Annotated in this window: 20 protein-coding genes; 12 read left to right on the top strand and 8 right to left on the bottom strand. The window is 73.4% G+C overall.

Annotation, left to right across the window (positions count from 1 at the left end):
- Positions 1–183 precede the first annotated feature (183 nt).
- Together ACFY00_RS07690 and ACFY00_RS07685 are read right to left on the bottom strand one after the other, a co-directional pair.
- Positions 184–1,341, bottom strand: coding sequence for an ATP-binding protein (locus tag ACFY00_RS07690; RefSeq protein WP_388028307.1), 1,158 nt, complete (start codon positions 1,339–1,341; stop codon positions 184–186).
- A gap of 103 nt (positions 1,342–1,444) precedes the next feature.
- Positions 1,445–2,170: a response regulator transcription factor gene (locus ACFY00_RS07685; RefSeq protein WP_033212075.1), complete on the bottom strand. Its 726-nt coding sequence runs from the start codon at positions 2,168–2,170 to the stop codon at positions 1,445–1,447.
- A 312-nt stretch (positions 2,171–2,482) separates the two neighbouring features.
- Between ACFY00_RS07685 and ACFY00_RS07680 the strand changes: the two genes are divergently transcribed.
- From ACFY00_RS07680 to ACFY00_RS07670, 3 genes are all read left to right on the top strand, one after another.
- On the top strand, positions 2,483–3,193 hold the full coding sequence (locus ACFY00_RS07680; protein ID WP_388028305.1) for a rhomboid-like protein: 711 nt from the start codon (positions 2,483–2,485) through the stop codon (positions 3,191–3,193).
- Positions 3,194–3,366: 173 nt separating this feature from the next.
- Entirely contained in the window at positions 3,367–5,760 is a 2,394-nt protein-coding gene (gene lon, locus ACFY00_RS07675; protein WP_388028304.1) for an endopeptidase La, read from the top strand.
- Between the two features lie 81 nt (positions 5,761–5,841).
- Positions 5,842–6,378: a GtrA family protein gene (locus ACFY00_RS07670; protein WP_388028302.1), complete on the top strand. Its 537-nt coding sequence runs from the start codon at positions 5,842–5,844 to the stop codon at positions 6,376–6,378.
- Positions 6,379–6,409: 31 nt separating this feature from the next.
- On the opposite strand, the gene ACFY00_RS07665 is transcribed toward ACFY00_RS07670, so the two are convergent.
- Positions 6,410–7,453 (bottom strand): DUF3533 domain-containing protein, encoded by a 1,044-nt coding sequence (locus ACFY00_RS07665; RefSeq protein WP_388028300.1) that lies wholly within the window; start codon positions 7,451–7,453, stop codon positions 6,410–6,412.
- Positions 7,454–7,567: 114 nt separating this feature from the next.
- Between ACFY00_RS07665 and ACFY00_RS07660 the strand changes: the two genes are divergently transcribed.
- On the top strand, positions 7,568–8,032 hold the full coding sequence (locus ACFY00_RS07660; RefSeq protein WP_388028299.1) for a MarR family winged helix-turn-helix transcriptional regulator: 465 nt from the start codon (positions 7,568–7,570) through the stop codon (positions 8,030–8,032).
- Positions 8,033–8,140: 108 nt separating this feature from the next.
- Positions 8,141–9,721 carry an MDR family MFS transporter gene (locus tag ACFY00_RS07655; RefSeq protein ID WP_388028297.1) on the top strand — a complete coding sequence of 527 codons (1,581 nt, stop codon included), beginning with the start codon at positions 8,141–8,143 and terminating at the stop codon, positions 9,719–9,721.
- Positions 9,722–9,839: 118 nt separating this feature from the next.
- Here ACFY00_RS07655 and ACFY00_RS07650 read toward each other — a convergent pair whose 3' ends face one another.
- Complete coding sequence (locus tag ACFY00_RS07650; RefSeq protein WP_380467567.1) at positions 9,840–10,067, bottom strand: hypothetical protein; 228 nt, start codon at positions 10,065–10,067, stop codon at positions 9,840–9,842.
- Between the two features lie 13 nt (positions 10,068–10,080).
- Positions 10,081–11,253, bottom strand: coding sequence for an anion permease (locus tag ACFY00_RS07645; protein ID WP_388028295.1), 1,173 nt, complete (start codon positions 11,251–11,253; stop codon positions 10,081–10,083).
- Positions 11,254–11,563: 310 nt separating this feature from the next.
- Here ACFY00_RS07645 and ACFY00_RS07640 point away from each other — a divergent pair, with 310 nt between their 5' ends.
- Positions 11,564–13,129 (top strand): NlpC/P60 family protein, encoded by a 1,566-nt coding sequence (locus tag ACFY00_RS07640; protein WP_388028294.1) that lies wholly within the window; start codon positions 11,564–11,566, stop codon positions 13,127–13,129.
- A 36-nt stretch (positions 13,130–13,165) separates the two neighbouring features.
- On the opposite strand, the gene ACFY00_RS07635 is transcribed toward ACFY00_RS07640, so the two are convergent.
- The 3 genes from ACFY00_RS07635 to ACFY00_RS07625 form a co-directional block, all read right to left on the bottom strand.
- Complete coding sequence (locus ACFY00_RS07635; protein WP_388028292.1) at positions 13,166–15,439, bottom strand: FdhF/YdeP family oxidoreductase; 2,274 nt, start codon at positions 15,437–15,439, stop codon at positions 13,166–13,168.
- 69 nt (positions 15,440–15,508) lie between these two features.
- Positions 15,509–17,395 (bottom strand): FAD/NAD(P)-binding protein, encoded by a 1,887-nt coding sequence (locus tag ACFY00_RS07630; protein ID WP_388028290.1) that lies wholly within the window; start codon positions 17,393–17,395, stop codon positions 15,509–15,511.
- 5 nt (positions 17,396–17,400) lie between these two features.
- Positions 17,401–18,450 carry an amino acid ABC transporter permease gene (locus tag ACFY00_RS07625; RefSeq protein ID WP_388028288.1) on the bottom strand — a complete coding sequence of 350 codons (1,050 nt, stop codon included), beginning with the start codon at positions 18,448–18,450 and terminating at the stop codon, positions 17,401–17,403.
- 597 nt (positions 18,451–19,047) lie between these two features.
- Here ACFY00_RS07625 and ACFY00_RS07620 point away from each other — a divergent pair.
- Genes ACFY00_RS07620 through ACFY00_RS07595 form a run of 6 tightly spaced genes read left to right on the top strand, consistent with a single transcriptional unit; the run spans position 19,048 to position 24,423 of the window.
- Entirely contained in the window at positions 19,048–20,202 is a 1,155-nt protein-coding gene (locus ACFY00_RS07620) for an LLM class flavin-dependent oxidoreductase (protein ID WP_388028285.1), read from the top strand.
- Positions 20,199–20,738 carry a GNAT family N-acetyltransferase gene (locus ACFY00_RS07615; protein WP_388028283.1) on the top strand — a complete coding sequence of 180 codons (540 nt, stop codon included), beginning with the start codon at positions 20,199–20,201 and terminating at the stop codon, positions 20,736–20,738. The genes ACFY00_RS07620 and ACFY00_RS07615 overlap by 4 nt, the downstream gene beginning before the upstream one ends.
- Complete coding sequence (locus ACFY00_RS07610) at positions 20,735–21,661, top strand: ABC transporter substrate-binding protein (protein ID WP_388028281.1); 927 nt, start codon at positions 20,735–20,737, stop codon at positions 21,659–21,661. Before ACFY00_RS07615 ends, ACFY00_RS07610 begins: the two co-directional genes overlap by 4 nt.
- A gap of 21 nt (positions 21,662–21,682) precedes the next feature.
- Positions 21,683–22,630: an amino acid ABC transporter permease gene (locus ACFY00_RS07605; RefSeq protein ID WP_388028279.1), complete on the top strand. Its 948-nt coding sequence runs from the start codon at positions 21,683–21,685 to the stop codon at positions 22,628–22,630.
- Positions 22,627–23,403 (top strand): amino acid ABC transporter ATP-binding protein, encoded by a 777-nt coding sequence (locus tag ACFY00_RS07600; protein WP_388028276.1) that lies wholly within the window; start codon positions 22,627–22,629, stop codon positions 23,401–23,403. Before ACFY00_RS07605 ends, ACFY00_RS07600 begins: the two co-directional genes overlap by 4 nt.
- A gap of 30 nt (positions 23,404–23,433) precedes the next feature.
- Positions 23,434–24,423 (top strand): ABC transporter substrate-binding protein, encoded by a 990-nt coding sequence (locus tag ACFY00_RS07595; RefSeq protein WP_388028272.1) that lies wholly within the window; start codon positions 23,434–23,436, stop codon positions 24,421–24,423.
- Positions 24,424–24,453 lie beyond the last annotated feature (30 nt).

The following is a 24,453-nucleotide window of genomic DNA, read 5'->3' as shown; positions in this document are numbered from 1 at the left end:
GGGCCGGTTTTTGGCCGGATCCGTGCGTTAGTGACGCCGGAAATCAGGGAACGGGGGCATCGATCGGTCGTGGGCATACCGGAAGAAAATCGGACGAATCAGTGGTCTGGACCACTTGAGGACTCCGGCCGGGGACCGGCTCCGAGCGGCCCGGCCCCGGTTTGTACCGATTCCGCCACAGTCTCAGGCGGGCACCGGGGACTCACCCGGGAGGGTGACCTCGATCCGGCAGCCCGCGGCCGCCTCCGCCACCCGGATCCGGCCGCCGTGCAGGTCCACCGCCCAGCGCGCGATCGCCAGCCCCAGGCCCGTCCCGCCGTCGCTGCCCGGCCCCAGCGCGGTCGGCGAACCGCTGCGGCCGAAGCGCTCGAAGACCCGTTCGCGGTCCGCCGCCGGGATGCCCGGGCCCTGGTCCTCCACCTCCAGCAGCAGCCCGCCGCCCTCCGCCGCCCGGGCCCGCACCGTCACGGTGCCGCCCGCCGGGGAGTGCTTGCAGGCGTTGTCCACCAGGTTCGCCACCACCTGGTGCAGCCGCTCGGCGTCCGCCACCGCCGCCAGGTCCGGCGGCTGCACGTCCAGCGCCAGCCGCACGTCCCCGCGCCGGGCGTACGCGCCGCCGGCCGTCGCGCCGTCCACCGTCACCCCGCGCAGCACCCCGTCCAGGAACGGGCCGACCTGGAACGGGCGGGAGTCCAGCGGGACGACGCCGTCGTCCAGCTTCGACAGGTCCAGCAGGTGGGTCACCAGGCGGCCCAGCCGCTCGGTCTGCTCCAGCGCGGTGCCCAGGTTCTTCGGGTCCGGCTTCACCACGCCGTCCACCACGTTCTCCAACAGGCCGCGCAGCGCCGCGATCGGGGTGCGCAGCTCGTGCGAGACGTTGGCGATCAGCTCGCGGCGGTGCCGGTCCGCGGCCTCCAGGTCGGCCGCCATCCGGTTGAAGGTGTCGGCCAGCTCGCCGATCTCGTCCCGCGAGGAGACCTCGACCCGGGCGCTGTAGTCGCCCTCCGCCATCGACCGGGCCGCCGCCGTCATGTCGCGCAGCGGCGCGGTCAGGCCGTGCGCCAGGAACTGCATGAACAGCAGCGAGGCGATCAGCGAGAAGATCATGATGATCCGGATCTGGGTCTCCGACCGGATCGCCACCACCACCATCCCGGTGGCCAGCACCACCGAGACGACCACCAGCAGGGCCAGCTTGCCCTTGATCGAGCGGACCGGGTCGAAGGGGCGGATGTCCGCCCACACCCGGCGCGCGGCGCGCACCGCGAGCGGGGGGCGCGCGAGCGGGGGCCGGGGAGCGGCCGGATCGGCGTCCCCGTTGCGTTGCTGCGGAAAGGTCATGGTGTCCCTGCGACTCGTCCTCGGTGGCGCACCCCGGCGCGGCGCGCGGCGGGGCCGGGCCGCCGCGCGGACCCCCGCGGAGGCCCGGACCGGCGGCGACCGGTCAGGACAGCGGGGCCTCCAGCGCGTACCCGACCCCGTGCACCGTGCGGATCCAGCTCGCGCCGATCTTCCGGCGCAGCGCCTTCACGTGGCTGTCCACCGTCCGGGTGCCCGAGGCGTCGGTCCAGTCCCACACCTCGGCCAGCAACTGCTCGCGGGTCAGCACCGCGCGCGGCTGCGCCGCCAGGCAGGCCAGCAGGTCGAACTCGGTCGGCGTCAGGTGCACGTCGCCCGAGCCCAGCCGGACCCGGCGCTGCACGTGGTCGATCTCCAGCTCGCCGAAGCGCAGCGACCCCAGCGCGGGCGTGCGGGCCGCCTGCTGGGCCCGCTCGACCCGGCGCAGCAGCACGTTCACCCGGGCCGCCAGCTCGCGCATCGAGAACGGCTTGGTCATGTAGTCGTCCGCGCCGACGCCCAGACCCACCAGCAGGTCCGTCTCGTCGTCCCGCGCGGTCAGCATCAGCACCGGCACCGGGCGCTGCGCCTGGATCCGGCGGCACACCTCCAGGCCGTCGAAGCCCGGCAGCATGATGTCCAGCACCACCAGGTCCGGCTGCCAGGTGTGGAACCCGTCCACCGCGCCCGGCCCGTCGTGGGCCACCGCCACCTTGAAGCCCTCGGCTCCCAGCCGCGCCGCGATCGACTCCGCGATGGTCGGCTCGTCCTCCACGACGAGCACCCGTCGCTGGGTGCCCACCGGTCCACTGCTGATCGTCTCTTGCTGCATCTCTGTCACGGTCACGCCACCGCCCCCAGGGCTCGCGGTCCGGCCGTCCGGGGGGACGGCGGGCGCCGCTCGTAGTCGTCTTGTTTCCGTCGTGCTGTTCCGCCGCGGGTGTGCCCCGTCGGCGGACGCATCAGGTTTGGCAGGTCCCCGTTCGGAACGGGCACGGGCCGATACCTTACCCGCAGCACTTGCGAGCTGTAACGGTACGTGTGCGAGCGGCACGCGCCCGGGCCGAGGTCTTCACAGAAGTTCCTCAGACACCTCTCACCCGCCCCCCGTATCGTGGGCACGACAAGGCGTTCGGGAGGCACCATGACCAGCGCGGAGCTGCGACGACGACTGATCAGGCCCGGGCTGCGGGCCGTGCCCACCCCGCGGACCAACCCGTTCGCGTTCGGTTACCTCACCCTGCTGCTGGGCACCACCCTCTACGCCCGCTTCGGCGACCCCGACACCGTGCACCGGCTCCAGTCGCTCTCCTCCACCGACGCGCACAACCTGCTCGCCCACCCCGCGCTCTCCCTCGTCGGCAGCGGCCTGTGGGTCGCCGGGCCGGTCTGGATGCCGTACTTCTGGGCCTTCGCCCTCACCGTCGCACCCTTGGAACGACGGATCGGCGGCCTCCGTGCCCTCGGCGTCTTCGGGGCCGGCCACGTCACCGCGACGCTGCTCTCGCAGGGGGTCGTGGTCGCCGCGGTCGCCACCGGCCACGCCGAGGCGGGGCTGCTGGACGCGATGGACATCGGCGTCTCGTACGGGGTGCTGGCCTCGCTGGGCGCGCTCGCCGGGCTGCTCGGGCCGACCGGGCGGAAGGTCGCGCTCGGCGCGGGGGTGGCGCTGATCGGGCACCAGGTGGTCGGCGACGCCGACCTGGTCACCGCGATCGGCCACCCGGCCGCGCTGGCGGTGGGCGTCGCGCTGTGGCCGGTCGTCCGCGGGGGCGGGCCCCGGCGGCCCCGGCGCTCCTGGGGCGGGCGGGTCGCGGCGTGGGCGGGGCTCCGGCCCGTGCCGCGGTCCTCCTGACGGGCTCCTTCCGCCGCGCGCGGTTCTCCCCGCGCCCCTGACGGGGCGCGGGGTTCCTGCTGCGCGCCGGTGGTGCGAGGCGTGTTCTCCGGGAGCGAACACGGGGCGGGGAACAATCGCGGATCGCCGAACCTTAGTCAGGTCAACTCAACTTCACTGACTGGGGAGAGATCATGGCATCGACGTCCGTTCCGCTCACTCTGCCTGTGCTGCCGCTCGACGACGAGGTGGTGCTCCCCGGCATGGTGGTTCCGCTGGAGCTGTCGGACCCCGAGGTGCGCGCCGCCGTGGAGGCGGCGCGGGCCGGGAGCGCCGGGGGGAAGCCGCAGGTGCTGCTGGTGCCGCGGCTGGACGGGTCGTACGCGGCGGTGGGCGCGCTGGCGACGGTCGAGCAGGTGGGGCGGCTGGCGGACGGCGACCCGGCGGCGCTGGTGCGGGCCGTGCGGCGGGTGCGGATCGGGGCCGGGACGACCGGGCCCGGGGCCGCGCTGTGGGTGGAGACCACGCCGTTCAAGGAGTCGGACCAGGGGCTGCCGGTGGCGGGGCGGGCGGCCGAGCTGGTCAAGGAGTACAAGGCGCTGTCGACGAAGTGGCTGCGCCGCCGCGGGGCCTGGCAGATCGTCGACCGGGTGGCCGCGATCGAGGACGTCGGCGAGCTGGCCGACAACATCGGGTACGCGCCGTTCGCGACCGCCGAGCAGAAGCTGAAGGTGCTGCTGGAGGCGGACCGCCCGGCCCGGCTGGAGTACGCGCTGAGCCTGCTGCGCGAGCACCTCGCGGAGGAGGAGGTCAACGACACCATCCGCAAGGACGTCGAGGAGGGCGTGGCCAAGCAGCAGAAGGAGTTCCTGCTGCGCCGCCAGTTGGAGGCGGTGCGCAAGGAGCTGGCCGAGCTGAACGGCGAGACCGATTCCGAGGAGGAGGACTACCGGGCCCGGGTCGAGGCGGCCGCGCTGCCCGGGAAGGTGCGCGAGGCGGCGCTCAAGGAGGTCGACAAGCTGGAGCGCGCCAGCGAGCAGTCGCCCGAGGGCTCGTGGATCCGCACCTGGCTGGACACCGTCCTGGAGCTGCCCTGGAACGAGCGCTCCGAGGACGCGTACGACATCGCCGGGGCCCGTGCCGTGCTGGACGCGGACCACACCGGGCTGGCGGACGTGAAGGACCGGATCGTCGAGTACCTGGCGGTGCGCAAGCGCCGGGCCGACCGCGGGCTGGGCCAGATCGGCGGGCGGCGCGGGGGAGCGGTGCTGGCGCTGGTCGGCCCGCCCGGCGTCGGCAAGACCTCGCTCGGCGAGAGCGTCGCGAAGGCGATGGGCCGCTCGTTCGTGCGGGTCGCGCTCGGCGGCGTGCGGGACGAGGCGGAGATCCGCGGCCACCGGCGGACGTACGTGGGCTCGATCCCCGGCCGGATCGTCCGGGCGATCAAGGAGGCCGGGACGATGAACCCGGTGGTGCTGCTGGACGAGATCGACAAGGTCGGCTCGGACTACCGGGGCGACCCGGCGGCGGCCCTGCTGGAGGTGCTGGACCCGGCGCAGAACCACACCTTCCGGGACCACTACCTGGAGGTCGAGCTCGACCTCTCGGACGTGGTCTTCCTGGCCACCGCGAACGTGCTGGAGGCCATCCCGGAGCCGCTGCTGGACCGGATGGACCTCGTCCGCCTCGACGGCTACACCGAGGACGAGAAGGTCGCCATCGCCCGCGACCACCTGCTGCCGCGCCAGCTCGCCAAGGCGGGCCTGGACGGGGCCGAGCTGACGGTGGACGAGGCGGCGCTGCGCAGGCTGGCCGCCGAGTACACCCGGGAGGCAGGCGTCCGGAACCTGGAGCGGTCGATCGCGCGGATCCTGCGCAAGGTCGCCGCGCAGGCCGAGCTGGGCGAGCGCGAGCTGCCCGCCGCGGTCGGCCCGGACGACCTGCGGGCGCTGCTGGGCCGCCCGCACCACGTGCCGGAGGCGGCGCAGGAGCCGGCCGAGCGGCGCACCGCGGTGCCGGGCGTGGCGACCGGCCTGGCGGTCACCGGGGCCGGCGGCGACGTCCTCTACATCGAGGCCTCGCTGGCGGACGCCGAGACCGGTTCGACCGGGCTGACCCTGACCGGCCAGCTGGGCGACGTGATGAAGGAGTCGGCGCACATCGCGCTCTCCTACCTGCGCTCGCGCGGCGCCGAGCTGGAGCTGCCGGTGACCGGGCTGCGCGAGCGGGGCATCCACCTGCACGTGCCGGCCGGCGCGGTGCCGAAGGACGGCCCGAGCGCGGGCATCACCATGACCACGGCGCTGGCCTCGCTGCTGTCCGGCCGCAAGGTGCGCGCCGACGTGGCGATGACCGGTGAGGTGTCGCTGACCGGGCGGGTGCTGCCGATCGGCGGGGTGAAGCAGAAGCTGCTGGCCGCGGACCGGGCCGGGATCACCACGGTGATCATCCCCAAGCGCAACGAGGCGGACCTGGACGACGTCCCCGCCGAGGTGCTGGAGCGCCTGTCGGTGCACCCGGTGGCGGACGTCCGGGAGGTGCTGCGGCTCGCGCTGGAGCCCGCGGAGGTGCTGGTGGCGGCGGCCTGACGGACGCCGGGGGCCTCGGAAGCGCGCGCACTTCCGAGGCCCCTGGTGGTTGCCGCTCCGGGCCCGTGGGACACTTCCCGCATGCCGTCCCCTACGCAGCGCGCGCTGGCCGCAGTTCCGGAGCGCTACCGTCCGTTCCTGGTCAAGCACCGCAAGCTGGTGAAGTTCCTCGTGGTGGGAGGAACCTGCTTCATCCTCACCATGCTGATCAACTTCGCCCTGAAGATGTCCGTGCTGGAGAGCAAGCCGGTCATGGCGCTCACCGTCGCGACCGTGATCACCACGGTGGTCTCGTACGTGCTGAACCGGCAGTGGTCCTTCCGCGCGGCCGGGCGCAAGCGCGAGGCCGCCGGGTTCTTCGTGGTCAGCGCGCTGGCCGTGGGCGTGAACGACCTCCCGCTGGTCGCCTCCCGGTACGTGTTCGACCTCCGCACGCCGGACGTGAGCCACTTCACGCAGGAGCTCGCCGACTTCTTCAGCGGCATGATCATCGGCACCCTGCTGGCGATGGCCTTCCGCTTCTGGGCGATGAACCGCTTCGTGTTCACCCAGCTGTCCGACCGGGTCGCCCAGGGCCGGCAGGACCAGGAGCCGGGGCGGGAGCCCGAGCGGGTCTGACCCCGCCCCCGGTCCGTCGCACCTCGGCCGCTCACGTCCCGCGAGGGACGGGGCGGCCGAGGCGCGGTGTGCGGGCCACCGCGAGGAAGGTCACCCCGACGCCGACCACCGCCCAGGCCGCCAGCACCAGGAACGGCACGGTGAGGTTGGTGGAGTCCAGGTAGGCGATCGAGCGGGCGGCGGAGGTGCCGGCCCCGTTCGGGATCCACTCGCCGATCGCCCGCCAGAACGCGGGCAGCAGCGGCGGCGGGAAGACGCCGCCCGCGCTGGGGTTGCCCAGCACCACGAAGAGCAGCACCGCCAGGCCGATGCCGACCACGTCGAACAGGCACTCCAGGGCCATGGTGACGGCGCCGACCGAGAACACCACCAGGGTGCCCAGGCCGGTGAGCGCGGCGATCGAGCCGGGCAGCGCGTGCAGGACCGGGCCGATGATCAGCGCGCCGCCGAGGCCCGCCGCGACCGAGTACAGCGCCAGCGTGCCCAGCCGCAGCACCGCCCGGGCGGTGTTGGCCGGGCGGGAGCCCGCGCTGATGCCGAGGATCGAGGCGACCAGGTAGCCGCCCACGCACCAGCCGACCACCAGGTAGAAGGCCGACAGGCCCTCGGCGTCGCCCTTGGCCAGCGGGATGGTGTCGTCCACCACCACCGTCCGGCCCTGGCTCGCGGCCAGCTTGCCGACGATGCCCTCCGCGGCGGTGGCGGCGGCCGGGCCGCGGGCGTCGGCGACCAGCAGCGCGTCCTGGGTGCCGGTTGGGTCGACGACCCAGGCCGCGTAGATCTTCTGGTCCTTGATCCGGGCCCGGGCGGTGTCCCCGTCCGGCAGGACGGAGGCGCGGACCGCGTCGTCCGGGACGGCCTCCAGTGCGCCGACCAGCTTGGGCGCGACCTCCGGCGGGGCGACCACCGCGATGGACAGCTCGTGCGGCGTCGGGTGGTGCAGCGCGCCCACGTACGAGGTGATGAAGCCGAGTTGGAGCAGCAGGACCGCGACGACCAGGAAGAACGCGCGCGGGGTGACCGCGTCCCGGAGGTCGCCGAGGAAGCCCTTCCCTGGCTCTGCCTGGTGGGCCATGGTGTGGTGTCCCCTCACATAGCGATGAATGCGGCGAAAACGTCCAAATCGTTACTTCGTACCACGTGGCGGCCGGGTGCCGGGGGAGGCGCGGGCTGCGCGATACTGTCCGCCATGAGTGACCCCCTGGACGGGCGGAGCCCCGCCGAGCTGGCGTTTCTCGCGGTCGAGCGGGAAGTGGCGACGCTGTTCCGGCGCAGCCGGGCGCGGGCGGCCGAGATCTCCCGGCGGGTGCACCCCGAGCTGGAGGCCGGGGGGTACGTGCTGCTCGGGTTCATCCAGGAGTCCGGGCGGGCCCGGGTGACCGACGTCGGGCTGCACTTCGGGGTGGGCAAGGCCACCGTGAGCCGGCAGATCCGGGCGATCGAGGAGCTGGGGCTGCTGCGGCGGGAGACCGACCCGCTGGACCGGCGGGCCTCGCTGGTGTCGCTGACCGAGGAGGGCGAGCGGCGGTTCGCGGCGGCCCGGGAGGAGCGGATGGCGCGGTTCCGGGCCTCGCTGGCCGGGTGGGAGCCGAGCGAGCTGGAGCAGTTCGCCCGGCTGCTGGAGCGGTTCAACGAGTCGACCGAGGGGGTCTGAGGGCGGCGCGTCGGGATGATTCCTTTACCTGGGCTTGAAGAAAGTTGCCTTAGTCAACTATCCACGTATAGTTGCTTGAGGCAACGAATTTTCAGTCGAAGGAAACGCATGTCGACGACCCTCCCCGCACCTCCGCAGGACCGGATGTCCCACCGTCAAGTACTCGAAGCCCTCTCGGGCCTGCTGCTCGGCCTGTTCGTGGCCGTGCTCTCCTCCACGGTGGTCTCCAACGCCCTCCCGCGGATCCTCACCGACCTGCACGGCGGCGAGTCCGCGTACACCTGGGTGGTCACCGCCGCCCTGCTCTCGATCACCGCCGCCACCCCGCTCTGGGGCAAGCTCTCCGACCTGGTCAGCAAGAAGCTGCTGGTCCAGATCGCCATGGTGATCTACGTCCTCGCCTCCGGCCTGGCCGGCCTGTCGCAGAGCATCGGCATGCTGATCTTCTGCCGGGTGCTGCAGGGCATCGGCGCGGGCGGCGTGATCGCGCTCGGCCAGATCTGCCTGGCCGCGATGGTCCCGCCGCGCGAACGCGGCCGCTACAGCGGCTACTTCGGCGCGGTCTTCGCGCTCGCCACCATCGGCGGCCCGCTGATCGGCGGCGTCATCGTGGACACCTCCTGGCTCGGCTGGCGCTGGTGCTTCTACGTCGGCGTCCCGTTCGCGCTGGTCGCCATCCTGGTGCTGCAGCGCACCCTCAAGCTCCCCGAGGCGCCCGCCCGCAAGCCGAAGATCGACTACCTGGGCGCGACCCTGGTCACCGCCGCCGTCAGCCTGCTGATGATCTGGATCTCGCTGGCCGGCAAGAACTACGACTGGGTCTCCTGGCAGACCGCCGTCATGGTGATCGGCGGCCTGGCGCTGGCCGGGCTGTTCGTGCTGGTCGAGAAGCGCGCCGCCGAGCCGCTCATCCCGCTCGACCTGTTCCGGCACCGCACCGTCACCCTCGCCGCGGTGGCCAGCGCCTTCGTCGGCGTCGGCATGTACGGCACCACCACCTTCCTCGGCCAGTACTTCCAGCTCGCCAAGGAGAAGACCCCCACCCAGGCCGGCCTGCTCACCCTGCCGATGATCTTCGGCCTGGCGGTCTCCTCCACGGTGGCCGGAAAGATGATCACCAAGTACGGCAAGTGGAAGGGCTTCCTGGTCACGGGAACCGTGCTGCTCGCCGTCGGCCTCGGCCTGCTGGGCACCGCCCGGGCCGACACCGCGTACGGGCTGCTCGCCCTCTACATGCTGCTGGCCGGCATCGGCCTCGGCCTGACCAGCCAGAACCTGGTGCTCGCGGTGCAGAACACGGTGCCGCGCAACGAGCTCGGCGCGGCCAGCTCCACGGTCACCTTCTTCCGCACCATGGGCGGTGCGATGGGCGTCTCCGCGCTCGGCGCGCTGCTCGGCCACAAGGTCGCCAGCTACACCGCGGAGAACTTCGCCAAGGCCGGGATCCCCGCCACCGGGGCGTCCGGCGACGGCATCCCGGACCTCAAGAAGCTGCCCGCGCAGATCGTCCCGCTGGTCACCGACGCGTTCGGGCACGGCGTGGGCACGGTGTTCCTGGTCGCCGCGCCGTTCGCGGTGGTGGGCTTCCTGCTGGTGCTGTTCATCCGCGAGGTGCCGCTGCGCACCTCCAACGAGGAGCGTCCGGCCGCCCCCGCCGGGGCCGAGGCGGCGGAGCTGGTCAAGGACTGACCGGCGACCGATCCGACCGGCGCCGCGGAGGCGCCACCGACGACATGCGAGAAGGGCCCCCGCCGTCGCGGCGGGGGCCCTTCGTCGTGCGTCGTGCGCTGCTCCGATACGCCGTGCGCTACTTCGCGGCGATCAGCGAGATGCCGTACAGCACCACGGCCGTGCAGGCCGCGAAGCAGACGCCCGCAGCGACCAGCGCCGGGACGCCCCGGCCGGTGCCGGCCGCCACGGCGGCCTCCCGGCGGGACAGGGCGAGGTTGCCGAGCGCGAAGACGACGACCACGGAGACGGTCACCAGCAGGCTGACGCCCGCGGTCTCGGCCAGTGCGGCCCACTTGATGTTCACGGCGGGGTTCCTCTCAGGCCGCGAGGGTGGTCGGGGCGGCGGCGGCCGGGGCGACCACGGCGGGCACCTCGGCGGCGACCGGGGCCACCTCGTTGACGTTGTCGGCGTGCACCGGCTGGCGGCGCGAGACCAGCCACATCGAACCGGCGCCCAGCACCAGCGCCAGGCCGACCACGGCCACGCCCCAGTTGCCGCGGTCCGCGACCAGCGCGGCCAGCCCGGAGACCACGGCGGCGGCCGGCAGGGTCAGGCCCCAGGTGTAGGCCATCCGGCGCACCATGCCCCAGCGCAGCTTCCCGGACGGCCCGCCCAGGCCCGCGCCCATGATGCCGCCGGAGCAGACCTGGGTGGTGGAGAGGCCGTAGCCCATGTGCGAGGAGGTCAGGATCACCGTCGCGGCCGCGGTCTCCGAGGAGAAGCCCTGCGGCGGCCTGATGTCGGCCAGGCCGGAGCCCATCGAGCGGATGATCCGCCAGCCGCCCATGTAGGTGCCGAGCGCGATGGCCAGGCCGGCGCTGACGATCACCCAGGTCGGCGGGCCGTCGCCCTTGTGCAGGGCACCGGCCGAGATCAGGGTCAGCGTGATGATGCCCATGGTCTTCTGCGCGTCGTTGGTGCCGTGGGCGAGCGAGATCAGCGAGGAGGAGAAGATCTGGCCCCGGCGGAAGCCCTTCTCGGTGCCCTCCTTCGGCGCGCCCCGGGTGATCAGGTACGCCAGCTTGGTGGCGCCCCAGGAGGCCAGGCCCGCGATGATCGGGGAGGCCACCGCCGGGATCAGGATCTTCGAGACCACGGTGGAGAAGTTCACGCCGTGCAGGCCGACGCCCACCACGGTGGCGCCGATCAGGCCGCCGTACAGGGCGTGCGAGGAGGACGAGGGCAGGCCCTTGAGCCAGGTCAGCAGGTTCCACAGGATCGCGCCGACCAGGGCGGCGAAGATGATCGAGGGCTGCAGTCCGGCCTTCTCGTTGACGAGGCCGCCCGAGATGGTGGTGGCGACCTTCACGGAGAGGAAGGCCCCGGCGAAGTTCAGCACCGCCGCGATCGCGACGGCGACCTTGGGCTTGAGCGCGCCGGTCGCGATGGAGGTGGCCATCGCGTTGGCGGTGTCGTGGAAGCCGTTGGTGAAGTCGAAGGCGAGCGCCGTGATGATCACAACGGCCACCAGGAACGTGATGTGTTCCATACCCAAACAATCGTCGTAGTGGTCGGACTGACGTTGCTGTCCTCGGCGAAGGTAGGGAGGGATAGTGAACGGGAGGTTAACTGGACGCGGAGTCGCGGTTCCGTTCGTTGCGCGGGAGTTGCCGAACCGTCCGGTTCCCGTGGAGGACCGGGCCCCGTCCCGTGGAGACCCGGCCCCCCGGTGAGACCGGTCTCACAGTCGGAACCGGATGAGAATTCACCCGGCGGCCCCGAAAGCACCTGCCCCTGACCGGCCTTCCCGTGGCAGGATCGGTCCGATCGCCGACGGACAACCAGGGGAGGGCCGGCCGATGGGGGCAGGGCAGCGGACCGAATCGACCGGCCTGCGACCTTGGGTGCGCGCCGCGTTGCGCTGCGGGGCGGTGCTCGCCGCCGCCGCGCTCACCCTGCCGTTCCTCGCCTCGGCCGCGTACGCCGTCCCCCAGCCCGGCGCCCCGACGGTCTCCGCCGGGTCCGACCCGCTGGCCGACGCCAAGCGCACCCTCGGGCCGATGCTCGAACAGCTGCACGCGCTCTACCAGCAGGCCGAGACCGCCACCGAGAAGTACAACGGGACGGTCGCCGCGCTCGCCGAGCAGCAGGCCACCGTGCAGGACCTCGACGCCCGGGCCGAGCTCCAGCAGAACGCCGTCGACGCGGGCACCGACCTGGCCTCCCAGCTCGCCTCCGCGCAGTACCGCAACAGCCAGGTCTCCGGGTACGCCGAACTGCTCATGGCCGAGAACCCGTACGAGGCCGTGGTGATCGCCGAACTGCTGCACTCCGCCGGGCGCTCGCAGAAGGAGTTCCTGGACCGGCTCAAGGCCGACCGGGACACCCTCACCGCGCTGCGCACCGCCGCCGAGCAGGCCGTCGCCGAGTCGCAGGCGCTGGCCGCCGAGCAGGATAAGGCCAGGAACGACGTGGCCGCCAAGCTCGCCGAGGTCGAGCAGCTGGTCGGCTCGCTCACCGGCGCCCAGCGCGACGAACTGGCCGAGCTGGAGAAGCAGCAGGCCAACGAGGCCCAGCTGACCTTCCTGGCCTCCGGCGCGCTCGGCAAGGGCGAGCGGACGCCCTCGGCGACGGGCCGCAAGGCGGTCGCCTGGGCGCTGCAGCAGCTCGGCAAGGACTACGTGTGGGGCGGCGCCGGGCCGGACGTCTTCGACTGCTCCGGCCTGACCTCGCAGGCCTGGCTGCACGCCGGGAAGGCCATCCCGCGCACCAGCCAGGAACAGTGGGCGCAGCTCAAGCACGTCCCGCTGAACCAGATCCGGCCCGGCGACCTGATCGTCTACTACGGCGGCGCCACCCACATCGGGATGTACATCGGCGGCGGACTGATCGTCCAGGCCCCGCACACCGGCGACGTGGTGAAGGTCACGCAGATCGGGGCCATGCCGATCCTGGGCGCGGTCCGGCCGGACGGGGACGACGCGGCGGACGACGCGGGCGGCGCGTGGAAGGTGCCGGATGTGCCGCTGGGCGCGGTGAGGATCCAGCCCGCCAAGCCCTCCACGCTGCCGACCCCGCCCGCCACCACGCCGACGCCGACGCCCGGCGGGTCCGCCACGCCCACCGACCCGGCGACGCCGAGCGGTTCGGGCACGCCGAGCGGGAGCGGCACCCCGAGCGGCTCCGGGACGCCTTCGGGCTCGGGGACGCCTTCGGGTTCGGGCACCCCGAGCGGGAGCGGCACGCCGAGCGGCTCCGGGACACCGAGCGGCTCCGGGACACCGAGCGGGACCGGGACGCCTTCGGGCTCGGGCACGCCGAGCGTGGCGGGCACCCCGAGCGTGGCGGGGACGCCGAGCGGCTCGGGGTCCTCGTCCGGCGGGGGCGGTTCGGCCTCGCCGTCGGGGAGCGGCTCGGCGGGCTGAGGCCCCCGGCCCCCGGGCCCCGGCCCCCGCCCCCGGCTACGCGGGCTCGAAGCGGACCACCACGGACTTGGAGGTCGGGGTGTTGCTGATGTCGGCCGTGGAGTCCAGCGGGACGAGGACGTTGGTCTCCGGGTAGTAGGCGGCCGCGCCGCCGCGGGCGACCGGGTAGTGGACCACCCGGAAGCGCGGGGCGCGGCGCTCGCTGCCGTCGGTCCACTCGCTGACCAGGTCGACGAACTGCCCGTCGGCGAGGCCGAGTTCGGCGGCGTCGGCGGGGTTGACCAGGACGACGCGGCGGCCGCCGGTGATGCCGCGGTAGCGGTCGTCCAGGCCGTAGACGGTGGTGTTGTACTGGTCGTGCGAGCGCAGGGTCTGCAGCAGCAGCCGCCCGGCGGGGACGTCGGGGGCGGTCAGCGGGTTGACGGTGAAGTTGGCCTTCCCGGTGGCGGTGGGGAAGGTGCGGCTGTCGCGCGGGGCGTGCGGGAGGGCGAAGCCGCCGGGGCGGCGGACCCTGGCGTTGTAGTCGTCGAAGCCGGGGACGACCCGGGCGATCCGCTCGCGGATCCGGTCGTAGTCGAGGGCGAACTCCTCCCAGGGGGTGGGGTCCTGGGGGCCGAGGACGGCGCGGGCCAGCCGGGTGACGATCGCGACCTCGGAGAGCAGGCCGGGCGCGGGCGGGCGCAGGCCGCCGCGGGAGGAGTGCACCATGCCCATGGAGTCCTCGACGCTGACGAACTGCGGCCCGGCGGCCGTCACGTCGCGGTCGGTGCGGCCCAGGGCGGGCAGGATCAGGGCGCGGGCGCCGGTGACCACGTGCGAGCGGTTGAGCTTGGTGGAGACGTGCACGGTGAGGCGGCAGCGGCGCATCGCGGCCTCGGTGGCGTCGGTGTCGGGGCCGGCCGCGACGAAGTTGCCGCCCATCGCGAAGAACACCTTCACCCGGCCGTCGCGCATCGCCCGGATGGTGTCGACGGTGTCGTGGCCGTGCACGCGCGGCGGCTCGAAGGCGAACTCCCGGCCCAGCGCGTCCAGGAAGGCCGCGGAGGGGCGCTCGAAGATGCCCATGGTGCGGTCGCCCTGCACGTTGCTGTGCCCGCGGACGGGGCAGACCCCGGCGCCGGGGCGGCCCACGTTGCCGCGCAGCAGCAGGAAGTTGACCACCTCGCGGATGGTGGGGACGGCGTGCTTGTGCTGGGTGAGGCCCATCGCCCAGCAGACGATGACCTTCTGCGCGCCCAGCACCAGGCCGTGCAGCTGCTCGATCTGCTCCCAGGGCAGGCCGGTGGCGCGCAGCACGGCCGCCCGGTCCAGCTCGGCGGCGTCGGCGGCGAACTCGTCGTAGCCCGCGCAGTGTTCGGCGACGAAGGCCTCGTCGACGGCGCCCGGGGTGGTGAGCAGCAGGTGGTTGAGGGCGCGGAACAGGGCGAGGTCGCCGCCGAGCCGGATCTGCAGGAACAGGTCGGTGAGCTTGGTGCCGCCGCCGACCAGGCCGCGCGGGGTCTGCGGGTTCTTGAACCGCTCCAGCCCGGCCTCGGGCAGCGGGTTGACGCTGACGATCCGCGCCCCGGCCCGCTTGGCGCGCTCCAGGGCGGAGAGCATCCGGGGGTGGTTGGTGCCCGGGTTCTGGCCCGCGACGATGATCAGGTCGGCCTGGTACAGGTCCTTGAGCGAGACGCTGCCCTTGCCGACGCCGAGCGTCTCGGTGAGCGCCGAACCCGAGGACTCGTGGCACATGTTGGAGCAGTCCGGCAGGTTGTTGGTGCCGAGCTTGCGGGCGAACAGCTGGTACGCGAAGGCGGCCTCGTTGGAGGTGCGGCCGGAGGTGTAGAACGCCGCCCCGTCCGGGGAGTCGAGCGCGGTCAGCTCCTCGGCGATCAAGGCGAAGGCCTCGTCCCAGCCGATCGGCGCGTAGTGGGTGGCGCCCTCGTCCAGCAGCATCGGGGTGGTGAGCCGGCCCTGCTGGCCGAGCCAGTAGCCGGAGCGCTCGGCGAGGGCGGCGACCGGGTGCTCGGCGAAGAAGGCCGGGGTGATCCGGCGTTCGGTGGCCTCCTCGGCGACGGCCTTGGCGCCGTTCTCGCAGAACTCGGCGAGGTGCGGCTTGTCCGGCTCGGGCCAGGCGCAGCCCGGGCAGTCGAAGCCGCCCGGCTGGTTGACCCTGCGCAGGGTGGACAGCACCCGGCCGGGGGACATCTGCTCGGCGGCCATCCGCAGGGTGTGCCCGATCGCGGGCAGGCCGGCGGCGGCGTGGGCCGGGGGCGCGACGTGCGGGGCGTCCTGGGCGGGGTCGCGGTGCGGGGGCTGCTTGGCCATGGCGTTCTCCGGAGGGCTCGGGTGCCTGGAGCGTATCCGGTGCGGGTGGCACGGTCGTCCGGCGGTCGTTCAGTCCTCCTTCTGCAGTTCGACGAGCAGGCGGCGGGCGACGGCGTCGTTCTGGCGGAAGGACGGGGCGTCGGTGCGCGGGCGGGCGAAGGCGGCGGGGGCGCGGGTGGTGGTGGGGGCGCCGAGGGCGGTGCGGCGGGGGTGCGGGCGGTGGCCGAGGGCGGGGTCGATCAGCCGGGCCTCGGGGTCGGTGCGGACCAGCCCGGAGCGGTAGACGTGGCCGTCGGGGTCGGTCAGCCGCTCCTCGTCGATCCGGCCGTCGCGCAGGAGCTGGCGCAGCAGCGGGTCGTTGGTGCGGTCGAGGGCGTGCCGGGGGAGGAAGGCGTCGACCAGGGCGGTGCCGTGGACGTGGTGGCCGGGCAGGGCGGGGGAGGAGGCGCGGAAGGTGCCGTGCTCCTCGTCGAGGTCGACGCGCAGCTCGGGGCCGAGGAAGTGCAGCAGCCCGGCGTCGGAGAGGGCGAGCAACTGCTCCAGGCGGAAGCCGGGCGGGCCGGAGGCGTAGAAGGAGAAGAAGCCGTTCCACCAGCCGTCCAGGTGGGCGGCGGTGGAGCGGGCGGTGAGCGGGTGGGCGGGCAGCAGGTGGACGAGCTGGCCGTAGAGCGAGAGCAGGGCGTAGAAGGCGCCCAGGTCGGCGCTGTGCCGCAGGTCGGAGCGGCGGGCCAGGTCGGCGCGCAGGTGGGCGCGCAGGTGCTGCTGGAGCTCGGCGGGGCTGCCGACCCGCAGGCCGGTGAGCGGGCGGTCGAGCCGTTCCAGGTCGAGGCGGTCCTCGGGGTCGGGGACGGCGGCGGCGACCAGGTCCACCCGCTCGGGGCTGTCCCAGGGGTGGCGGTCGTAGGCGGCGAGGAACTCCGGCCAGGACAGGGCGGTGCGCTCGGGGTGGCCGTGGAACAGCTCGTGGTAGTAGCCGAAGCCGATCTCCTTGGCCATCGCGGGCCACAGGTCGCGCCGGAAGTCGACCTGCTCGTCCGGGAGTTGAAGGCCGGGGCCGAAGTAGCGCGGGAACGGCGGGGGCGGGCCCTGGAGCCGGTAGCCGGTCTTGGCGTGGTACGGGACGCCCCGGCGGCTCCCCGCGTACAGCACGGGTTCGCGGCCGGAGGGGAGGTAGCGCAGGCCGCCGCCGGGGCGGGGGGCGAAGCGGCCGCCGCGGCCCTCGGTGAGCAGGGCGACCAGGTCGACGAAGGCCAGGCCGAGGCCGCGGACCACCACCCGTTCGCCGGGGGCGAGGCCGGAGAGGTCGGCGTCGGCGGTGAAGGCGGGCGGCAGGTAGGTGCGGCCGTGGCGGGCGGCGAACGCGCGGGGTCCGGCGGTGTCGGGGCCGGGCGCGGAGTCGAGGTGGCCGAGGGCGAGCACCACCCGGTCGGCGAGCAGCACGGTGCCGGAGAGGTGGACGCGCTGCGGCCCGTCCGGGTCGCCGGTGATCCGGCGCGCGGTGTCCCGGTGGACGAACAGCCGGACGTTGTCCGGGAGTTCCTCGGCGGCCCGGCGCAGCACCCAGTCCAGGTAGCCGCTCTGGGCGCGCCGGGTCGGGAAGTCGGTGGGGGCGAGGGCGCGCAGCTCCGCGGCCACCTCCCCGTCCTCGGCCGGGCGGTACGGGGGGTGGGCGGCCGGGTCGGCGGCCCACTCGGCGAGCGAGGGGCCGGGGCGGACCGGGCCGTCCATGGTGGTGCGCTCGTCGGTGAACATGGTGACGTCCTCGGCCATCGAGTTCATCCGCAGCAGCGGGGACTGTGCGTGCCGCCAGATCCGGCCGCCGCCGGGCGGGTGCGGGTCGACCAGGTGGACGTCCAACTCGACGCCGGGGCCCAGTAGTTCGGGCGCGTTGGCGGCGATCCGCTCCAGCAGGCCGGTGCCGCGCGGCCCGGCCCCGATCACGACCAGTACGGGCACCGCGCTCACCGCCCGGCCGCGCGGCGGAGCGGGAGCCGGCCCAGCGCCGCCCGGGCCCGCTGGAGCGGGGTCGGCGGCAGGTCGCCGCGGGTGGCGCCGCGGGCGAAGTACCGCTCCAGGTAGTACTGGCCGACGGACAGCACGCTGGTCACCGCGATGTACCAGAGGGTGGCCACCATCAGCAGCGGGATCACCCGGTACGTCTGGTTGTAGATCATCTGGGCGGAGAACAGCAGGTCGTGGACGGCCAGCACGCTGATCACCGAGGTGCCCTTGAGGGTGCCGATCAGCATGTTCCCGGCGGGCGGCAGGATCGCCCGCATCGCCTGCGGCAGCACGATCCGGCGCAGCACCCGGCCGCGGCCCAGGCCCAGCGAGGCGGCCGCCTCCAACTGCCCCTGGTCGACCGACAGCACGCCGGAGCGCACCACCTCGGCGGCGAACGCGGCCTCGTGCAGGGTCAGGCCGATCAGGGCGGTGAGCACCGGGCCGAGCAGGTTGACGGTCTTCACCGAGAACAGCTCGCCGCCGAACGGCAGGCTCAGCGACAGCGTCGGGTACAGCAGCCCGATGTTGAACCAGAGCAGCAGCTGCACCAGCAGCGGGGTCGCCCGGAAGATCCACACGAAGCCCCAACTCAGGCCCTGCAGCACGGGGTTGCCCGAGAGCCGGGCCACCGCCAGCGCGGTGCCCAGGGCGAAGCCGAGGGCCACCACCGCGCCGGTCAGCCACAGCGTCAGCAGCAGGCCGCGCAGGATCGACGGCGAGGTCAGGTAGGAGCCGACCACCGGCCACTCGAAGGCGGCGTTCCCGGCCAGCGAGCGCACCAGCAGCGCGGCGGCCAGCAGCGCCAGGCCGCCGCTGAGGTACCGCCCGGGGCGGCGGCGGGGCACGACCGGCAGCCCGGCGAGGGCGGGCGGCGCGGCGTCCGGGGCCTTGGTGGTCGGGGTCTTGTCGGTGGGGGCCCCGGAGGCGGGGGACGCGTCGGCCGGGGTCCCGGAGGTCGGGGGAGCGGCGGTGCGGGGGCTGGCGGACGGGACGGCGGGCGAGGCCATGGAGGGCTCCAACGGGCGGCGGGGCAGGCGGTCTCCGCATGCCGTCACTCACGCGCGCCGCGTCCCTCAACGCGGCTGGGCCTGGCGGCAGTTCGGCCGGGCCCGGGCAGTTCTCGCTCCGATTCGATCGTACGCGCGAGCGAGCGGCGGCTGTCAAGGACGCGGGTGTGACGTCGGTGTTTCGTCCCCGGCGGAAAGGTTGACGGACCGTCCGCGGCACTGCTCAACTGTTCGACATGACAGCCGAGCAGCCCGCCCTCGTGACGCGAGGCCACATCGACTTCGGTCGGGTGTGGTCCGCGGCGTGTCGCGGCTGACCCGGCAGCGGGCCGCCTGATCCGGCCCTTCCTCCCTCCGGGAGTCCTCCCTCGGTCGCCCCTGTCGCGGGCCGGGAAGCCGTCCGTCCGGACGGACCAACAGGTGCACGCTGCCGCCTCCCCCCAGCATTCCCCCGCTCGCTCCTGAGCCGGCGTCCCGTCACGCGCCCGCACCCGTCCTCCCCCACCCGTCGCCGCCGTCCGCAGCCGTCCGCACCGCCCGCCGGGGCGTCCCCCGGCATGCCCGGACGCGGCCCGCCCCACCGGAAGAGGCTCCACCATGCCCGTCGAGTTCCTCGGAATCGCCGCCACCGGCGACGGTTCGGAGACCACCGCCCGCACCACCCACGCCTTCGACCGCGACTACACGCTGCGCCTGGCCCGCGCCCACGAGGACCACGGCTGGGACCGGGTGCTGTTCGCCTACGGCGCCGGATCGCCCGAACCCGCCGCCTCCGCCGCGTACCTCGCCGCCAAGCTCGACCGGCTGCAGATCCTGCTCGCGCACCGGCCCAACGTCTCGTACCCGACCTTCGCCGCCAAGACCTTCGCCACCCTGGACCGGATCAGCGACGGCCGGCTCACCGTGCACTTCATCACCGGCGGCAACGACCACGAGCAGCAGCGCGAGGGCGACTTCCTGCCCAAGGACCGCCGCTACGACCGCACCCGCGAGTACATCGGCATCGTCAAGAAGGCCTGGACCAGCCGCGAACCCTTCGACCACGAGGGCGAGTTCTACCGCTTCAACGACTTCGTCTCGGACGTCTTCCCGGTCCAGCAGCCGCGCCCGAACGTCTCCTTCGGCGGCTCCTCGCCTGCCGCGTTCGCCGCGGGCGGCGCCGAGGCGGACATCTACGCGCTGTGGGGCGAGCCGCTGGCCCGCACCGCCGAGCAGATCGAGCTGGTCAAGGCCGCCGCCCGGGCCGCCGGGCGCACCGACACCCCGCGGATCCAGGTCGCCTTCCGGCCGATCATCGCGCCCACCGAGGAACTCGCCTGGGAGAAGGCGCACCGCACGGTCGCCGCGATCAAGGCCCGCCGGGAGGGCGACGACCTGGTGCGCCGCCGGCTCGCGAACGGCGCCGGGCCGGAGAACGCGGGCTCGCAGCGGCTGGTGGAGATCGCCGAGGCGGGCGAGCGCTACGACCGCGCGCTGTGGACCCCGACCGCCGCCGCGACCGGCGGCGCGGGCAACTCCAACGCCCTGGTCGGCACGCCCGAGACGGTCGCCCAGGCGCTGCTCGACTACTACGACCTCGGCGTGGACATCCTCTCCGCCCGCGGCTACGACCACGTCGGCGACGCCATCGACTTCGGCCGGTACGTCATCCCGATCGTCCGCGAGGAGGTCGCCAAGCGCGACGCCGCCAAGGCCGCCCGGGCCGGGGCCGCCGGGGTGGAGGCCGCCCGGGCCGGGGCCGACGCGGCATGAGCGCGCTGACCGTCGAGCGGGCCGTCCTCGGCGACCCGCTCACCCAACCGCTGATCCGCGAGCTCACCCACGAGTACGTCACCCGCTACGGCCCCGGCGGCCACCGGGAGATGGCCCGCTACGGCGCCGAGGAGTTCGCCCCGCCGCACGGCCTGCTGCTCCTGCTGCTGCAGGGCGGCGAGCCGGTGGCGGGCGGCGCCTACCGCCGCCACGAGGACCCGCACACCGCCGAGGTGAAGCGGATGTGGACCGCCGCCGGGCACCGCCGCCGGGGCCTGGGCCGCCGGGTGCTGGCCGAACTGGAGACCGCCGCCCGGGAGGCCGGCTACCGCCGGATCTTCCTCACCACCGGCCCGCTCCAGCCCGAGGCCAAGGGCCTCTACCTGGCGGCCGGGTACACCCCGCTGTTCGACGTCCGCGTCGAGCCCGCACCGGACGGCGACCCGCTGCCGTTCGAGAAGGACCTGCTCCACCCCCGTCCGTCCCACCCGCAGGACCTGGCCGCCGCGGCGGCCGGAAAGGCACCGATCCGATGAAGCGCCACCTCCCCGCCGTCGCCCTGGCCGCCGTCGCCGCCCTGGCGCTGGCGGGCTGCGGCTCCGACCCGGCGGCCGCCCCGAAGGCCGCGCCGGTCGGCATCCAGCCCGACCAGGACGTCCTGTCGGGCGTGCAGAAGAACGAGGCGGCCGCGGCGCTGCTGCCCGCCGAGGTCCGGGCCGCGGGCACGGTCAAGCTCGGCGGCGCGGTCGGCTTCCCGCCCGGGGCGTACTACCCGGAGGGCAAGAAGGAGATCACCGGGCTGGACGTCGACCTGGTCAACGCCGTCGCCAAGGTGCTCGGGGTGCAGGTGCAGCGCGAGGACGCCGCGTTCGAGACCATCCTGCCCGCGCTCGGCAGCGGCAAGTACGACGTCGGCACCGGCAACTTCGGCGTCACCGAGGCCCGGCTGAAGACCATCGACTTCGTCACCTACGTCGACGACGGCCAGGGCTTCGCGGTGCGCGCGGACAACACCGCGCTGAACACCGTCACCGACCTGGTCCAGCTGTGCGGCCTGACCATCGGCACCGGCGCGGGCACCACCTTCGAGGCCACCCTGAACGCCAAGAAGGACGTCTGCGCGCAGGCCGGCAAGAAGCCGTACGAGGTCAAGGTGTTCTCCGACAACGGTGCCGTCTTCACCGGCCTGCAGCAGGGCCGCCTGGACGTGGTGATGTCCACCATCAACGGCCTGCGCTACCAGGCCGCCCAGCCCGGCGCCAAGACCCGCTTCCTCGGCGAGTACCACCTGCTCGACGTCGGCTTCGCGTTCAAGAAGGGCTCGCCGCTCACCCCGGCCTTCCAGGCCGCCGTCAACCAGCTGATCAAGGACGGCACCTACCGGAAGATCCTCGCCAAGTGGGGCACCGCCGACTCGGCGATCACCGAATCGAAGATCAACCCGCCCGAGCACTCCTGACCCCACCCCCGGGAGCCCCCGATGACCGCCCTCACCCCCGAACAAGCCCTCCCGCTCAGACAACCGGCAGACTCCGCCCAGGAGTTGAGGATCGTCCCGCACCGCAGGCCGTGGCGGCTGGTGGCCGGCCTGGCCGCGCTGGTGCTGGCCGCCCAGTTCCTGCACGGGCTGGCCGTCAACCCCGGCTGGGACTGGCCGACCTTCCGCGCCTTCGTCTTCTCCGACAGCATCCTGCGCGCGGTCGGCGTCACCCTCCAACTCACCGCCTACGGCACCGTGCTGGGCTTCGCGCTGGGCGCGGTGATCGCCGCCCTGCGGCTGTCCGGCAGCCCGATCCTGCGCACCATCGCCTGGACGTACGTGTGGGCGTTCCGCTCGATCCCGCTGATCGTGCAACTGGTGTTCTGGTTCAACCTGGCCTACCTGTACAAGCGGATCGGGATCGGCGTCCCGTTCGGTCCGACCTTCGCCTCCTTCGGCACCATGGACCTGCTCGGCGCCCTCGGCGCGGCCGTCCTCGGCCTCGCCCTGCACCAGGCCGCGTACGCCGCCGAGATCATCCGCGGCGGGGTGCTCGCGGTCGACGCCGGGCAGCTCGAGGCCGCCGCCGCGCTCGGCATCCCGAGGTTCCGGCAGGCCTGGCGGATCGTGCTGCCGCAGGCCATGCGCGGCATCCTGCCGAACGCCGCCAACGAGGTGATCTCGCTGTTCAAGGGCACCTCGATCGTCTACGTGATGGCGATCGGCGAGCTCTTCTACCAGGTCCAGGTGATCTACGGCCGCACCGGCCGGGTGGTGCCGCTGCTGATGGTGGCCACCGTCTGGTACGTGCTGCTGACCACCGCCCTCTCGCTCGTCCAGTACTACGTCGAGCGCTACTTCGCGCGCGGCAGCGAACGCCACGCGCCGCCCACCCCCTGGCAGCGGCTGCGCGCCGCCGTCACCGAGATCAAGGAGAAGCGGGCATGAGCGGCGACGGCGCCACGGCCATGGTCGAAGTGCGCGGCGTGCACAAGCGGTTCGGACGGCTGGAGGTGCTGCGCGGCATCGACCTCGACGTCCGCCCCGGCACCGTCACGGTGGTGCTCGGCCCGTCCGGCTCCGGCAAGTCCACCCTGCTGCGGGCGGTCAACCACCTGGAGAAGCTCGACCAGGGGTACGTCCGGGTGGACGGCGAGCTGATCGGCTACCGGCGGGTCGGCGACAAGCTGCGCGAACTGCCCGAGCGCGAGGTGCTCAAGCAGCGCACCCGGCTCGGCTTCGTGTTCCAGAACTTCAACCTGTTCCCGCACCTGACCGTGCTGGAGAACCTGGTCGAGGCCCCGGTCGGAGCCCTCGGCGTGCCCAAGGAGCAGGCCCGGGCCCGGGCGCTGGAGCTGCTGGAGCGGGTCGGCCTGGCCGACAAGGCCGCCGAGTACCCGCGCCGGCTCTCCGGCGGCCAGCAGCAGCGCGTCGCCATCGCCCGGGCGCTCGCCCTGGAGCCCAAGGTGCTGCTGTTCGACGAGCCGACCTCCGCGCTCGACCCCGAACTGGTCGGCGAGGTGCTCGACGTGATCAAGGACCTGGCCCGCACCGGCACCACCATGATCGTGGTCACCCACGAGATCGGCTTCGCCCGCGAGGTCGCCGACACGGTGGTCTTCATGGACGGCGGCGTGGTCGTCGAACAGGGCCCGCCCGCCCAGGTGCTGGACGCCCCGCAGCACGAACGCACCCGCGCCTTCCTCGCCAAGGTCCTCTGAATTCCCCTCCCCGTCAAAGGAGTAGCTCCCATGTCCGTGTACCGCCGCACCTTCGTCCCGGCCGCCGCCGCCCTCGTCGCCGCCCTGCTGCTCTCCTCCTGCGGCTCCTCGGACAACGCCGCCGCCGACCTCGGCGCCAAGAAGGAGGGCACCGCGCCCAACGGCGTGAAGATCAACCTGACGCCGGACCAGAACCGGGTCAGCACCCCCAAGGTCGACGCGATCGCCGCGCTCGTCCCCGACGAGATCCGCCGAAGAGGCACCCTCCAGGTCGCGGCCAACGTCGGCACCATCCCGCCGCTGGGCTTCTACGCCACCGACGACAAGACCGTCATCGGCACCGAACCCGACCTGGCGTACCTGATCGGCGACGTGCTCGGCCTCAAGGTCGAGATCAACCCGGTCTCCTGGGAGAACGTCTTCGTCGGCCTGGACAGCGGCAAGTACGACGTCGCCGTCACCAACGTCACCGTCACCGAGGCCCGCAAGGAGAAGTACGACTTCGCCACCTACCGGCTCGACATCCTCGGCTTCGAGGCCAAGAAGGGCGGCAGCTGGAAGGTCAAGGGCCCGGCCGACGTCGCCGGGCACACCATCGGCGTCTCCTCCGGCACCAACCAGGAGAAGCTGCTGCTGGCCTGGAGCGAGCAGGACGTCAAGAACGGCCTCAAGCCGGTCGACGTGAAGTACTACCAGAACTCCTCCGACTACTACCTGGCCCTGGGCTCCGGCCGGATCGACGCCTGGCTCGGCCCCAACCCGGGCACCGCCTTCCACGCCGCGCAGACCGGCGAGACCGAGGTGATCGGCACCTACTCCGGCGCGGGCGACACCGTGCTCGGCAAGATCGCCGCCACCACCAAGAAGGACAACGGCCTGGTCAAGGCGCTCAACGCGGCCATCAACGAGGCCATCAAGAACGGCAGTTACGGCCAGGTGCTCAAGCGCTGGGGCCTGGACAACGAGGCCGTGCAGACCTCCGAGATCAACCCGCCCGGCCTGCCCAGGACCAATAGCTGACGCCCACCCCGAGGTCGTTGGAGCGCATCC

Source organism: Kitasatospora sp. NPDC001540 (assembly GCF_042894345.1).
Classification (GTDB): Bacteria; Actinomycetota; Actinomycetes; order Streptomycetales; family Streptomycetaceae; genus Kitasatospora; species Kitasatospora phosalacinea_C.
The sequence above is the reverse complement of the archived record's forward strand: the minus strand, read 5'-3'. Positions and strand labels throughout refer to the sequence as shown.